Origin of the sequence: Spirosoma sp. (assembly GCF_026391055.1) — a bacterium.
In the GTDB taxonomy this organism is placed as follows: Bacteria; Bacteroidota; Bacteroidia; order Cytophagales; family Spirosomataceae; genus Spirosoma.
The window spans coordinates 214,752-228,116 of record NZ_JAPLET010000017.1 but is presented as its reverse complement, the minus strand read 5'-3'; the positions used below and the strand labels follow the sequence as shown (position 1 = coordinate 228,116).

At 50.9% G+C, this 13,365-nt stretch carries 12 protein-coding genes; 6 read left to right on the top strand and 6 right to left on the bottom strand.

The features are described from left to right. Positions 1 to 56: 56 nt before the first annotated feature. Together hemG and NT073_RS09780 are read right to left on the bottom strand one after the other, a co-directional pair. Positions 57 to 1,421 carry a protoporphyrinogen oxidase gene (hemG, locus tag NT073_RS09785; RefSeq protein WP_297372447.1) on the bottom strand — a complete coding sequence of 455 codons (1,365 nt, stop codon included), beginning with the start codon at positions 1,419 to 1,421 and terminating at the stop codon, positions 57 to 59. Then, positions 1,418 to 1,792, bottom strand: a complete 375-nt coding sequence (locus tag NT073_RS09780; RefSeq protein WP_297372444.1) for a DUF4296 domain-containing protein — start codon at positions 1,790 to 1,792, stop codon at positions 1,418 to 1,420. Before NT073_RS09780 ends, hemG begins: the two co-directional genes overlap by 4 nt. Before the next feature lie 83 nt (positions 1,793 to 1,875). On the opposite strand from NT073_RS09780, the gene NT073_RS09775 reads away from it, so the two are divergent. The 4 genes from NT073_RS09775 to NT073_RS09760 are packed head-to-tail and all read left to right on the top strand — an operon-like array spanning position 1,876 to position 5,410. Next, a complete protein-coding gene (locus NT073_RS09775; RefSeq protein ID WP_297372442.1) occupies positions 1,876 to 2,739 on the top strand; it encodes a DUF58 domain-containing protein in 864 nt (287 codons plus the stop codon). Next, positions 2,739 to 3,734, top strand: a complete 996-nt coding sequence (locus NT073_RS09770; protein ID WP_297372439.1) for a hypothetical protein — start codon at positions 2,739 to 2,741, stop codon at positions 3,732 to 3,734. The genes NT073_RS09775 and NT073_RS09770 overlap by 1 nt, the downstream gene beginning before the upstream one ends. A 4-nt stretch (positions 3,735 to 3,738) precedes the next feature. Next, entirely contained in the window at positions 3,739 to 4,818 is a 1,080-nt protein-coding gene (locus NT073_RS09765; RefSeq protein ID WP_297372437.1) for a VWA domain-containing protein, read from the top strand. Between the two features lie 16 nt (positions 4,819 to 4,834). Further along, the gene (locus NT073_RS09760; RefSeq protein ID WP_297372434.1) at positions 4,835 to 5,410 is read left to right on the top strand and encodes a ribonuclease HII; all 576 of its coding nucleotides are present in this window, start codon (positions 4,835 to 4,837) and stop codon (positions 5,408 to 5,410) included. Between the two features lie 39 nt (positions 5,411 to 5,449). Here the strand turns inward: NT073_RS09760 and NT073_RS09755 are convergent, their stop codons facing one another. The 4 genes from NT073_RS09755 to NT073_RS09740 form a co-directional block, all read right to left on the bottom strand. Further along, on the bottom strand, positions 5,450 to 7,606 hold the full coding sequence (locus NT073_RS09755; RefSeq protein WP_297372431.1) for a 3-hydroxyacyl-CoA dehydrogenase NAD-binding domain-containing protein: 2,157 nt from the start codon (positions 7,604 to 7,606) through the stop codon (positions 5,450 to 5,452). 98 nt (positions 7,607 to 7,704) lie between these two features. Continuing rightward, the gene (locus NT073_RS09750) at positions 7,705 to 8,913 is read right to left on the bottom strand and encodes an acetyl-CoA C-acetyltransferase (RefSeq protein ID WP_297372428.1); all 1,209 of its coding nucleotides are present in this window, start codon (positions 8,911 to 8,913) and stop codon (positions 7,705 to 7,707) included. Between the two features lie 322 nt (positions 8,914 to 9,235). After that, on the bottom strand, positions 9,236 to 9,793 hold the full coding sequence (locus NT073_RS09745; protein WP_297372425.1) for a sigma-70 family RNA polymerase sigma factor: 558 nt from the start codon (positions 9,791 to 9,793) through the stop codon (positions 9,236 to 9,238). Between the two features lie 81 nt (positions 9,794 to 9,874). Then, positions 9,875 to 10,201: a LytTR family DNA-binding domain-containing protein gene (locus tag NT073_RS09740; protein ID WP_297372794.1), complete on the bottom strand. Its 327-nt coding sequence runs from the start codon at positions 10,199 to 10,201 to the stop codon at positions 9,875 to 9,877. A 375-nt stretch (positions 10,202 to 10,576) separates the two neighbouring features. On the opposite strand from NT073_RS09740, the gene NT073_RS09735 reads away from it, so the two are divergent. Further along, positions 10,577 to 11,293, top strand: coding sequence for a LytTR family DNA-binding domain-containing protein (locus tag NT073_RS09735; protein WP_297372422.1), 717 nt, complete (start codon positions 10,577 to 10,579; stop codon positions 11,291 to 11,293). Positions 11,294 to 11,426: 133 nt separating this feature from the next. Beyond that, entirely contained in the window at positions 11,427 to 13,313 is a 1,887-nt protein-coding gene (locus tag NT073_RS09730; protein ID WP_297372419.1) for a tetratricopeptide repeat-containing sensor histidine kinase, read from the top strand. The last annotated feature ends 52 nt before the right edge of the window (positions 13,314 to 13,365 follow it).

Here is a 13,365-nt window from a genome sequence, read left to right as displayed (position 1 = left end):
TAATAAGGAGATACTTCTATAACAGCAAAGTACTCCAAATTTGTCTAATAAAATCATTAAAAATTCTTAATATCTTGCTTAGCAGCTAGTTCGTTAGCCATTTTTCGGGCTTTGCCGATGCAGTCGGAAAGGGAAACTCCCCCGTACCAGTTGGCGCAAATAAACAGTTGATCCGCTTCGGCAGCTCTCACCGGTTCTTTTATTGATGCAATCGTGGCATCGTATTGTGGAATAGCCCGCGCCCACCGGAAAACGGATTGATAAACCGGTGTAGACGCCGAAATGCCAAACCCATCAACCAACTCTTTGTGAACGTTATCGGCCAGTACGCTGTCCGGGTGCTGGGTGTTGTGTGCGCCGGTTTGCCCACCCACAAACGTGGTGAAAAGAACTTCATCGTCCGGACAGCGGTCCGTGAAAATCGAACTGCTCCAGATGTGTCCGGCGGCAAAGCGACCTTCAACGGCCGGATTCAGCCCCCCAAAACCATTGAGTGGATGCCGCACATCGGCACGTTTGTAGGCCGAATGCACGGCCGTCATGGGTGGGTAGGTGATAGCCTGAAGCGTGCGGGCCAGATTGGGGTAGCGTTGGTTTACCAACCGGGCGGCTGCATCGGTGCCGACCGCGAGCACCAGTTTGTCGACCGTGGTGGTGCCGGTTTTTGTTTCAACCTGCCAGCCGTTTGGTGTGGGACTGATGCGGCTGACGGCCTCATTGAGCGAGAGGTTAGTCAGTTTGGCGGCCAGCGCGTCGGGCAGCATCTGCATCCCTTCGCGGAAGCTGAACGATTGCCGACGACCAATAGCTGACCCGCCAGCCGACTGGCTCTTGATCAGCCCACGCAGCACCGACCCATATTCTTTTTCGTACTGAAGCAGGCTAGGAAACGTTTCGGAAACCAGCAACTGTTCCGGGTCACCAGCGTAAATGCCCGCTACAAACGGCCCCAGGGCGTAATCGACTATTTCGCTGGAAAAACGGCGTCTGAAAAACTGGCCCAGCGTTTCGCCGGGAGACGATACCGTTTTGTTGTTCCGTTCGCGGAAAATGGCAAGCTTGGTCTTCCAGCTAAAAAAACTGCCGAACAGCAGCGAAGGCGGTCCTGAGGGCAGTTGCCGGTATTTTCCGTCGCGAAAAATAAACCGGGCCTTACTGACCGGCTGGCTAAAAGTAAGCTCGGGCGTCAGGCCCAGTTCATCGAGCCAATTCAGTAATTCGGCGTCGCCAAGGAGCGAGTTTGGGCCAAGTTCACGCAGGTAGTTACGCCCGGAGGGGCCGTCGGGCCAGTCCCGCTGCGACCGGATGTAGCCCCCTGCCTGACCGGATGCTTCCCAGAGGTGATACCCAATACCTCGCCGTTGCAATTCGTAAGCCAGTGTCAACCCCGATATGCCTGCACCGATAATGCCAATTGTCATGAGGTTTTCGGGGAATGTGCGTCGACTTTTTTCTTCAGTTCTTCGGTAACCCGCTGATAAATGGCTTCCATATCGGCGGGGTGCGATGAGTAAAAGATGTAGCTTTTGCGATAGGTGGCTGTATCGACGCCGTTTTTTCGGAAAATGGCGTTTTCCAAGTGTTTATAAACAATGTTTGCTGAATCAGTGGAGTGCAGATTGATGCGGCTGATTTTGGCCTCGGCCAAGTGCACATCGATCAGAATACTGGCCATCTGCTCCTGAGTCAGCAAGTTTTCGGGGGGCTTATTTTCGGGAGCAGTGCAGGCCGCAATCAGCCAGCCGCTTAACAGCATACTCCACAGATGCCGTTGATATTGGTTTCGAAGCATACGCTTAAATGGGTAGCTTTGTAAGGCAATCCCCCGTGGCAAAGTTCGGGATTGCCTGTTAAAAAAATATAACGCCTGTTTATATGGACGAGTTCTTGGCCCGGCTCCGTAATTTCGATATTCGCATTCGCAAGGCGGTGAACTCGCAGATGCGTGGTAGCTTTCGGTCCATCTTTAAAGGAACAGGTCTGGAATTCAGTGACTTGCGTACCTATCAGTATGGCGATGATGTACGGGCAATCGACTGGAACGTGTCGTCGAAGGGCCACGGTACGTTCGTTAAAGTTTTTCGGGAAGAAAAAGACCAGACCGTTTTCTTCGTTGTCGATGTGAGTGCTTCGCAAGAGGTTGGTCCCCGGCAGCGTAATAAACTGGATACCACAAAAGAAGTGTGTGGGGTACTTGCCCTGTCGGCCATTCGCGAAGCTAGCCACGTAGGTATGTATTGCTTTTCGGACCAGAAAGAGAAATATATCAAGCCGGGAAATGGGCTGAAAACGGGTTACCAGCTTATTATGAGCCTGTTCAAGCTTCAGCCCGAGTCGACCCGGACCAGTATTGCCGATGCGCTGCTGTTTACCCTCAACGCCCTCAAACGCCGGAGCGTTGTGATTTTGTTGTCAGATTTTATCGACCTCCGTTACGAACACAACCTCAAAGCGCTGGCAAAGAAGCATGACCTGGTGGTCATACACCTGTACGACCAGCGGGAGGTGAAGCTTCCCCGGCTGGGCATCATCCCGGTCCATGATACCGAAACCGGACGAACAGTGTGGGTTAATACGTCGTCCGTTTCGTTTCGAAGTGGCTTATATAATACCTTCCGACAGAATCAGGTACGGCTGGAGCAGCTTTGTAAGCAGTACAATGCCAACTACCTCGCGCTCGATTCGCAGGAAGATTTTGTCCCGAAACTTGTTGAACTGTTCAGGGTCAGAAAATATTGATGAAACAAGCGATCCTGCCCCTCTTTCTTGGTTTCTGGTTGCTTATCGGCCCGGTCCGGGGGCAGATGCCCCCCCGGCAGTTTCCGCCAACGGGCTACTTCCTGACCGATAGCATTGAAATTGGCCGACCGTTTCGGTATTCGCTGACGTATCATCATGCCCCAACGGTCGATGTGTTGTTTCCCGATACGGCCCATTCATTTGCACCGTACCGGGTCCAGAAAGTAGCTGTTTTTGCTACACAGACAAATGGCGATGGCACCAGGGCCGTTAGCCGCGACAGTGCCGTGTACACGCTGGTATCCTTCGAAACAGATTCGGTACAACTGCTACGGGTGCCGGTGCGCACGATCAATGCGGTAGACTGTACGGCGCAGTGGACGCTGACCGATACGGTTTTCCTGCGATCGAAACTGGCGCGATCTTTACCCGATTCACTAGCCCCCCGTTCGCTCACACTGGCTACCGAAACCACATTGGCTCCGCTCCAGCAGCAGTTCAATTACGGGGCATTGCTCATCGGCTTCCTGGGTGTTAGTCTGGTTCTTGGGGCCTTATATTTGATGTTTGGGCGGCTGGCCCGGCAACAGTGGCGGCTGTATGTACTGAACAGACGACATGTACGGTTTTTACGGGAGTACACGCGGTTAAATGAGCGAATAAGTCCGCTAACGGCGGCCGACATAGCGAATCAGGCCGTTGTAATGTGGAAACTGTATCTGGAACAACTGGACCCTCAGCCGTATAGCTCATTAACAACATCTGAATTGGCCGATCGCTTTCACGACGAACGCGTAGCGAATGCATTACGGGATGCCGACCAGATGATTTACGGAGGCACCTTTACGGCGCAGTCGCAGTCGGCACTGCTCGTGTTGAGCGATGTGGCCACGCAGATGTACATTCGCAGCCGCACGGCTCTGAGCCAGACTGCTAACCCGAACGAGGAAAACAATAATTCGGCTACATCGTCTGAATCAGCCTCTTCTTCCTGACCGTATGAAACCCTGGTATTCCCTGCATTGGTTCAGCCCATCGCAATGGCAGCAGTTCAAACTGGCACACCCGCTGGCGCTCTGGCTGATTCCCACTGTGTTGCTGCTGATTGCCATACGTTACTATTTATCCAGAAAATCGCGGCAACGGCTGAAGATGTCCCTAGGTCAGATTTCTGCCGAGCCGGGGTCGTGGATGGGGCTGCAATCGGTGCAGTCTTTGCTGAGTTTGGGCCGGTATCTGCTGCCATTGAGTATGTTTCTGGGTACGGCCTGCCTGCTCATTGCGTTGGCGCGTCCACAGATTATCCGGGAGCTGCGGGAGGAGCAGTCAGAAGGTATTGACATTATGCTGGCAATGGACGTATCGGTTTCCATGAGCGAATCGGATATTCTCCCTACCCGGTTGGCTGCCGCCCGTCGGGTAGCGCAGGCTTTTGTCAAGGGCCGCCGGAACGACCGCATCGGTCTGGTTATTTTTGCGGGCGAAGCGTTTTCGTTGTGCCCGCTTACAACGGATTATAACCTGCTGAACCAATACCTCAACGACCTCAACGATCGCATGATCCGTACATCCGGAACGGCCATTGGTGATGCACTGGCCCGGTGCATTAACCGCATGCGCGACCGCCCGGCTTCCCCCTCAGACACAACTCAGGCAGAAACCGAACAATGGAAGTCAGAGCGAAGCAAAGTGATTATTTTATTGAGCGATGGCGACAATACGGCGGGTAATCTGGACCCAATTACGGCCGCAAGTCTGGCGAAGGCATTTAACATCAAAGTGTATACTATAGCTGTTGGTCGACCGGTAGCATCAGCATCCGAAGCGTCTACGGTTGATGAAGGTGTTTTGAAAAAAATAGCTACGATAGGCAAGGGGAGCTTTTTCCGGGCGGTAGATAGTGGCCGGTTAAAAACGGTTTTTGCGCAGATAAGCCAGCTTGAAAAAGCCCCGGTTCGCGTTCGGGTGTATGAAGATATTCAGGATTATTACCGGATTTATATGTATTGGGGAATCACGTTTTTGCTGGGCGCTTTGCTATTGAAAAATACAATTTTTGGTAACGTGCTGGAAGATTGACCGTGTACCACTTATTATGCTGAAATCATATTATAACGCCGATGCTGTTGAAGCGGGTTTGGACGAAGTCGGCCGGGGGTGTCTGGCCGGTCCGGTGGTGGCGGCTGCGGTTATTTTGCCGAAAGACTACACGCATCCCATACTGAACGACTCCAAACAGTTGTCGCATCGGCAGCGGGAACTACTGAAGCAGGATATAGAGCGCGATGCCATCGCCTGGGCAGTGGCCGAAGTATCGCACGAGGATATCGACCGGATCAATATTTTGAAAGCTAGTTTTCTGGCCATGCATCGCGCCGTCGACGCGCTGACCGTTAAGCCCGAGCATCTGCTGGTTGATGGTAACCGCTTTGTGCCGTATCCAATGACTCCGCATACCTGCATCATTAAAGGCGATGCCCATTATCTGTCCATCGCAGCCGCGTCGGTGCTGGCTAAAACGTACCGGGATGATCTGATGGCCCAACTCGGGCTGGAGTTTCCGGCTTACGGATGGGCGCAGAATGTAGGGTATCCAACGCCCGTCCACCGGGCCGCCATCCGGCAGTTTGGCCCAACCAAATACCACCGAATGAGTTTTCGGCTGCTGTAAGCATGAGCTGGCGCGAGTGAGTACTCGCGCCAGCTCATGCTATACGAGTGCCCGCTCCCGCAGAGCCGCCGTTGGGCGAAAGCGTTCACCATATTGATTGGCCAGGCGGTCCAGCGTTTTAACGAACGTATCGACACCCACGAAATCCACGAACGATACGGCCCCACCCGTATAAGCCGGAAAACCCCAGGCCAGAATGGAACCAAGGTCGGCATCCAGCTTTGTCCGTACCACATTTTCTTCGAAGCAGCGGACGGCTTCGATGGCCTGTCGGTAGAGCAAACGCGTTTTTACTTCATCGAGCGTAGGCTGCTGTACAGCCTGTGGAAACAGGTCCTGCAAACCCGGCCATAACTTCTTGCTTCGGTCATCCTGATAATCGTAAAACCCGGCTTTGGCTTTCTTCCCGGTCCGACCCAGTTCAACGAACGTCTTTGCAACTTGGTAACTGGTGTCGTCTTCGCGAACGGCACCGTCTTTGATTCCCTGTCCGGCAATTTTATAGACCAGGTCCAGCGCCACTTCGTCCGTTACGGCGAGTGGCCCAACGGGCATTCCGGCGTCTTTCCCGGCATTCTCGATCAGAATGGGGTTAACGCCCTCTTTTAGTAATTCCATTCCTTCCGATGAATACGTACTGAAACAGCGGGAAGTGTAAAAGCCGCGGGCATCGTTGACAACGATTGGTGTTTTCCGAATCTTGCGCGCGAAATCGATGGCGACGGTCAGGGCATAATCCGACGTTTGTTTACCCATGATGATTTCCACGAGCATCATTTTGTCGACGGGCGAGAAGAAGTGAATGCCGATGAAGTTCTCAGGCTTGGCCGATGCCTGCGCCAGTCCGCTAATGGGTAGGGTGGACGTGTTGGAACCGAAGACACCCAGCCCGTTCTCTGCCAGCATGGATTCGGCTTCCCGGGTTACCTGCGCTTTTAGCTCCCGGTTTTCAAAGACGGCTTCAATGATGAGGTCGCAGCCCTGCAACTCCTGCACATCGGCGGTGGGTTTGATTAGGTTCAGGACGCCGTCTACGTTCGCAGGGTCGACTTTACCGCGTTCAACGCCTTTCTGAAGTAAGCTTCGGGAATAGTCTTTGCCTTTTTCGGCCGCTTCGACCGATACGTCTTTAAGGACAACCTCAATACCAGCCTGGGCTGATACATAAGCGATGCCCGCGCCCATCATGCCCGCTCCCAGAATACCCAACTTCTTTACGTCAGTTTTGGGATAATCTTTCGGACGGCTGGCTCCTTTATTGGCTTCATTCATACCCAGAAACATCGTCTGGATGAGGTTCTTCGCCACTTTCGAGGTCGCCACCTTTACAAAGTGTCGTGCCTCGATCATGAGTGCCCGGTCAATATTAACCTGCAAGCCTTCGTATACACACGACATAATTTCGAGTGGGGCGGGGTAGTTGCCTTTGGTCTTATCCATGAGCATCGCCGTACCAGCTGCAAAGGTCTGGGCACCAACGGGGCTTTGGACGTTGCCGCCCGGCACCTTAAAGTTATCTTTCCCGACAATCTTACCAGTCTTCCGATCAATCTCGTCCCAAGGTTTAAGTGGCTTTGTTCGGGCAGACGTTCCGTTGGCGTCGATCCAGGCGCGGGCTTTGGCCATCATCTCGTCGGGTGTGTCGGCAATGTCGTCGATCATGCCGAGGTTTTTGGCTTCCTGAACGCCCACTTTCCGGCCTTCCAGAATAAGTGGCAAAGCAGTCTGAATACCAATCATACGGGGGAGTCGCTGAGTACCCCCCGCACCCGGAAGCAAACCAATTGTTACTTCAACCAGGCCAATAACTGTTTTTGGATTATTGAGAGCCACGCGGTGATGGCAGGCCAGACAGATTTCGTAACCGCCCCCCAGCGCCGTACCGTTGATGGCGGCAACTGTTGGCTTTCCTGAGGTCTCGATGCTCCGGAACACCCGGTTCAACTCCGTCGAAACCTTCAGCATTTCGGCCGGGGGTTTATCGTTAGCGCGCAGGATCATTTTCAGGTCGGCTCCCGCTACAAACTCAGGCTTGGCCGAGGTAATAATCAAGCCCTTAACCGACTCATCGGCGAAGGCACGTTGCAAAGCCGCTTCAAATTCCGGGATCGATTCGTCGTTGAGAACGTTCATGGGAGAGGAGGTCATCTCCCACGAAATGATGGCAATATTCTGGTCAACGGTGTAGGTGATCATGCTTGTTAGAATTATAGGTGTAGTAAGTACAGTAAGTGTAGTACGTGTAGTGGTTTTTAAAACATATTTTACTCACTACACCAATTAACTTACTTCACTCAATTAACCCGTTCAAAAATGGTGGCAATGCCCATGCCCCCCCCGATGCAGAGGGTCGATAGACCAAATTGCTTCCCGGAACGTTCCAGCTCATCGATCAACGTGGCGGAAATAATAGCACCCGTAGCCCCCAGCGGATGGCCCAGGGCAATAGCTCCTCCATTTACGTTCAGCTTGCTGTGATCTACGCCGAACTCGTCCATGAAGAGCAACGGCACGGCAGCAAAGGCTTCGTTTACTTCGAACAAATCGATATCTCCAATGCTCATGCCAGCCCGTTTTAGCACTTTGCGCGTGGCAGGTACCGGCCCCGTCAGCATAATGGTTGGTTCTGAACCGACAATGGCAAAGGCTTTGATCCGAGCGCGAGGTTTCAATCCCGACTTTTCGCCAAATTCCCGGCTACCAACCAGCACCCCGGCGGCTCCATCGACAATTTGAGAGGAGTTTCCGGCATGGTGAACGTGGTTAATTTTGTCGTATTGGGCGTATTTGAGCAGAGCAAGGGCATCTAAACCCATCTGGCCCATCGCTTCGAAAGCGGGTTTGAGTTTGCTGAGGCTGTCAACGGTGGTGCCGGGGCGGACCCCTTCGTCGCGGTCGAGCAGCGTCATGCCGATCTCATCTTTCAGCGGAACAAGGGTTTTGTAGAAGCGATTATCAGCCTGCGCATCCACTGCCCGACGATATGACTCAGCCGCGAACGTGTCTACATCCGAGCGGGAGTAGCCGTACTTCGTCGCGATCAAATCGGCTGAAATGCCCTGAGGGACAATGTTATGCCGGGCCACAATCTGCGGATTCATGAAGATAGCGCCCCCGTCGGAGCCCATCGGTACCCGCGACATTGATTCCACCCCCCCGGCCACAATAGCGTCGACCTGCCCCGACATCACGTAGGCCGCGGCCATATTAATGGCTTCGAGCCCCGAGGAGCAAAAGCGGTTGAGTTGTACCCCCGCCACCGATTCGTCGTAACCGGCTTCCAGAGCGGCTGTGCGGGCAATATCGGCGCCCTGTTCGCCAATGGGCGTTACGCAACCCATAATCACATCGTCCACGAGCGTGGTATCGAGTTGGTTGCGGTCTCGGAGTTCGCACAAGACGCTGGTAAGAAGCTGTATAGGCTGCACACTATGCAGCGAACCATCGCTTTTCCCCCGGCCACGGGGTGTACGAACGGCATCATAAATGAATGCTTCTGCCATAATATTCTCGAAAAATTAGTATGCATGCATACGGTTTTCAGTTCGGCAAAAGTACGGGCAAAAGCTGAACGGGGCAATGGATTAGCATTAAATTGGTAATTTCTTTACTCATGCTTTGGTAACATGAGCCGACTGGTTTTTCTGCAACCTGATCCTGCATGTTACGACGTCGTTTTCTTCGCTTAATGAATCATTTATCTCGTCGATCTCGTAACCAGAAGTGCATCATCAATGATCCAACGATTAGTATCGTCAGTAGCAGGAACGTAAATAAAGCCGTGTAGTGGGCGGGGAGAAGGTACATAGACAGGTGCTGATAACACTAGCTTTCGGCTTGAGTGTACAAATGACTGTACAGGCTTCTGGCCCGTTCCTTGGCTCGTTTGATGCGCATTTTCACGGCACTTAGCGTGAGTTGGTGTTTGCGGGCAATGGCCTTGAGGGTTAGTCTATCGGCATATTTGATCTGTAACATCTCCCGTTCCTGAGCAGACAATTGCTGGATTACCTCCTGCATGCGTTGTAACGTTGTTTCCTCGACCTCTTGGGTTCGACTTTCTAGCCGGTTCATCTCGTCGGCATAGCGCTGGAAAAGTGTCTGTTGGTGCTGCCGCTCCCGAAGCTGGTCGATGCAGTAGTTTGTTGTTACCCTAGTGAGCCAGGTAGTAAACTGAGCGGTACCGCTGAAGCGGTTAATTTTATGGGTAAGCCGGATAAAGATTTCCTGCGTAAAGTCGTCGGCTTCGTAAGGGTCTTCACAAAAGCATAAACAAACCTGATAGACCCGATAACGGTGGCGGGTGTATAGCTGCGCAAAGAACTGCTTATCGCTGGTGGTTAGGTATAGGGTAATCAAGGCCTGGTCGGATAGGGGGGCCATAAGTATTTGTAGGGAGTGGGTTAAGCGTAAACTCCTTAATGCAGGAGCAAGGGTGAATTTGTTGGCTGATGAACCAGTTGGCTACAGCTGAGCCAGAACCTGCTGAACCGTTGGCAACCGTCGTCGGGCGATTTTTAAACGCATATTATCCTGCATGGTAATGTAGCTCGGGAGTGTAGCCTTCGTGGCTGGTTTGAACGCTCTTAAGTAAGCCGGATTAATGAGCGCTGTTTTATGCACCCGTAGAAAGTGGGGCCATTTCCGGGCAAATTGTTTGAGTGTGCCACAGACCAGGATCACTTCATTCGTCGTCATATAGATTAAGCTGTAATTAACGTGACCTATTAAATAAAGTATCTGTTGAGGGTCATATTCATAACGGGCATGTTTGGTGGTAAGTCGCTTCATCATCAAGTGTTCATGTTAATCAGTCTGGTCTGTAGCTATTTCGTATCAAAGAACCGCTGTAGCCAGCGGGCCAGCCGGGTCAAGGTATAGGGGATTTTAATACGTATCATCCGTTGGGTTAAGTCAATAAAAGATCAAGTAGACAACTAAGCTGCTCAATACGCAGATGAATCGTGTTGTAAGCGAAAGTATGTCAATTGGTGAATTAGTATCTCAGTGTTAAATTGAGCTATTTAGCACTATCAAAAATAAACTACATGCTACAAATAGAGTAGACAGTTAAGTCTACATTCATAGAATCTTGGTTTATATACGTGAGTTGGCTTTTTTTGTGCATGAAGTACCAAATCGTACCATACACAGACGTATTTTCGTATGAAGATTAATACACTCGTTATTGACGATAATGCCAATTGGCGTAGGACTATTGGCAAATTTGTTGATATGCACCCGCTCCTGGAATTGGTTGATACCTGCGATTCGGCAATGGATGCCTATGCTAAGATGATGGTGCATGATATCGACTTACTAATCTGCGATATTGAAATGCCCGAACTAACAGGGCTGGGGCTGGTCAGAAGTCTGCAAAATGGCCCGCTGGTTATATTCGTTACTTCCCATGCCAATTACGCGCTCGACTGTTATGAAGTGTCGCCGGTTGACTTCCTCTTAAAACCACTGGACCCGGAGCGGTTTTTAACCAGTATCGAGAAAGTGAAAAAGCGGCTTGCCGTGGCATCGGAACCGATTACGCCAGCTCCTTATTTCTTTATCCGGGAAAGTAATAACTACGTTCAGATTCGCTATCAGGACGTGCTCTATATGAAGGCACAGGAGCATTTTTTGCAGATTTTTACCCGCGATAAATCATACATGCCCATGCTCTCGATCAGCAAAATGGAGGAGCAACTTAAAGGCGATGTTTTTCTTCGGGTACATCGGTCGTTTTTGGTACATCGATCAGCCATTGCGGTCATCACTAAAAATGACCTGGTTTTGACAACGGGCGAGACCATACCCATCGGCGACCAGTATCGGGCTCAGATCAACCGCAAGCACATTAATATGAACGTGGTTAGCCGCCGGAGCTAGGCTCAGACCTTATTATCCCGGCTACCCCATGAAGCCATCAAACAGTACCATTCATTTTTAGGCATATCTTGTATTCGGTGGTTTCAGCCCTACAGTACGGCAAGGGGTATTAGGAGACGTGATGAAAACAAGTATGACGCTGGCTCGAAAGTATAGTTTTGGTCTTTTTATGATGGCATGGCTCACTGGACATGCTCAACCGATTGCCATCTCAACATTGCGGCTTCAACTGGCCCGGGCAACTGCCGACAGCAGTCGGAGTAACTTATGTTATAGGTTGGGAGAACAATACGAACAAGTTAATTTCGATTCCTGCCTTTATTACCTCAATAAATCCATACAGATTTCCCAGCGTATTCACGATCCGGTAGCTACGGCCCGAGCCATGTATCGGCTTGGGCAAACCTACATATATACGCTGAAAGATGAAGCCAAAGCAGTTGACTGGTTCAATAAGGCCATACTACTGGCAAAAGCCAGCAATAACAATGCGTGCCTGGCCGATTGTTATCGGTTATTGGCTGTTTGTGCTGATCATCAACGCATCGGTAATATGGAAGAGTTAATTGGTAAAGCCGTTAGTTATGCCAAAAAATCGAATGACTGGCGCATACTGACCAATACCTATCAGGTTTATTGTGATATGTATGTGGCACATAAAAACTACCCTTTAGCCGAGAAGTACAGTAGACTGGCTATGGCGAGTTGTAAGCCATATAATCTGGATAACTGGTTTACGTCGGGATTAGATCTGCATGACCTACTGGTGGTACAGGGTAAACAGGCTCAAGCGCTGGTACTTGCCAGCCAGTTGGCGTCGTTAAAAGACAAATTACCCAAAACGGATGGGGAGTTTGTGTACGTCAATGACGCCGCAAAGCTGGAGCGAATTTTAAAGCACTACACCAACGCTGAGGCTATTCTGCTCAATGGAATTATCGCCGAAAACCAGCGAACACATCCGGATTCGCTCCATTTACGCTATTTCTATCAAAACCTACTCCATACGTACGTTGACCAGGGAAAGTGGCAAAAAGCCTACACATACAGCGAAAAGCTGGCGGATATCAGACTCTGGCTGCAACAAAAACGACAAACTCAGGACGCCAGGCTTCAGATGACTCAACTAAAAGCGGCACTGGATATTGAAAAGAAAGATAGTCAGATTGTAGTGCTGGATGCACAACGACAGCAACAACGTATTTTCCTGATTGCGGCACTGCTGGTAGCCGGTTTGCTCGTTGGATTTATTGTGGTGCAACGGCGAAATCAAAAGCGAATAGAGCGCCAGAAGGCTGCGCTGACTCAACTCAATGCTACCCAGAATAAACTGTTCGCAATGCTCTCGCATGACTTACGATCACCAGTAGCTAATCTGCAAAGTAACGTCATGCTCACAAACTGGGGCGCATTGAGCCAACAGGAATTTGCCGAATCAACCCAAAGTTTGAGCCTCGATATCGGCAATGTCACAACTATGCTGGATAATGTATTGAGCTGGTCTATCTCGCAAATGAATGGTATAAAACCCAGAGTAGAGATTATTAAAATTGCACTGCTTATTGAGGAGCAGATGGCTTTTTTAACATCGCTGGCCAACGCTAAACAGATTCAGCTTGTCAATAACACCCCTGTTGATGCGTGTTTACTGGCTGACAAGAACCACCTGTCGGCCATTCTCCGCAACCTGCTGCAAAATGCGATCAAGTTTACGCACGCAGGTGGTGCTGTGTGGGTAGATTTTCTGGAAAGAGAGGGCTTTAGCCGACTGACCGTTCGGGATACGGGCATCGGTATGGAGCCACAACTAGTGGCCAATCTATTTGCCCTGGATAAACAAACGTCTCGTTTGGGTACGAACCATGAGCAGGGTACGGGCCTGGGTCTTTTGCTGGTAAAGGAACTGGTTGAAGCCAATCAGGGCCATATCACCGTAAATAGCGCGGTTGATGAAGGGACTATGTTCACGCTGACGTTTGCTAATCAATTTGGTATGCGTACTGGCAGCCCTGTTCTATAAACAAACAGACCCAACTTAGGCCTAAGTCGGGTCTGTAATGTTATGTTCATGG

What these genes read in the sequence shown, in the direction of transcription:
- NT073_RS09770 (WP_297372439.1), top strand. Translation starts at nt 2,739, where the DNA reads ATGAAACAAGCGATCCTGCCCCTCTTTCTTGGTTTCTGGTTGCTTATC.
- NT073_RS09780 (WP_297372444.1), bottom strand. Translation starts at nt 1,792, where the DNA reads ATGCTTCGAAACCAATATCAACGGCATCTGTGGAGTATGCTGTTAAGC.
- NT073_RS09730 (WP_297372419.1), top strand. Translation starts at nt 11,427, where the DNA reads ATGACGCTGGCTCGAAAGTATAGTTTTGGTCTTTTTATGATGGCATGG.
- NT073_RS09750 (WP_297372428.1), bottom strand. Translation starts at nt 8,913, where the DNA reads ATGGCAGAAGCATTCATTTATGATGCCGTTCGTACACCCCGTGGCCGG.
- NT073_RS09775 (WP_297372442.1), top strand. Translation starts at nt 1,876, where the DNA reads ATGGACGAGTTCTTGGCCCGGCTCCGTAATTTCGATATTCGCATTCGC.
- NT073_RS09735 (WP_297372422.1), top strand. Translation starts at nt 10,577, where the DNA reads ATGAAGATTAATACACTCGTTATTGACGATAATGCCAATTGGCGTAGG.
- NT073_RS09765 (WP_297372437.1), top strand. Translation starts at nt 3,739, where the DNA reads ATGAAACCCTGGTATTCCCTGCATTGGTTCAGCCCATCGCAATGGCAG.
- hemG (WP_297372447.1), bottom strand. Translation starts at nt 1,421, where the DNA reads ATGACAATTGGCATTATCGGTGCAGGCATATCGGGGTTGACACTGGCT.
- NT073_RS09755 (WP_297372431.1), bottom strand. Translation starts at nt 7,606, where the DNA reads ATGATCACCTACACCGTTGACCAGAATATTGCCATCATTTCGTGGGAG.
- NT073_RS09740 (WP_297372794.1), bottom strand. Translation starts at nt 10,201, where the DNA reads ATGAAGCGACTTACCACCAAACATGCCCGTTATGAATATGACCCTCAA.
- NT073_RS09760 (WP_297372434.1), top strand. Translation starts at nt 4,835, where the DNA reads ATGCTGAAATCATATTATAACGCCGATGCTGTTGAAGCGGGTTTGGAC.
- NT073_RS09745 (WP_297372425.1), bottom strand. Translation starts at nt 9,793, where the DNA reads ATGGCCCCCCTATCCGACCAGGCCTTGATTACCCTATACCTAACCACC.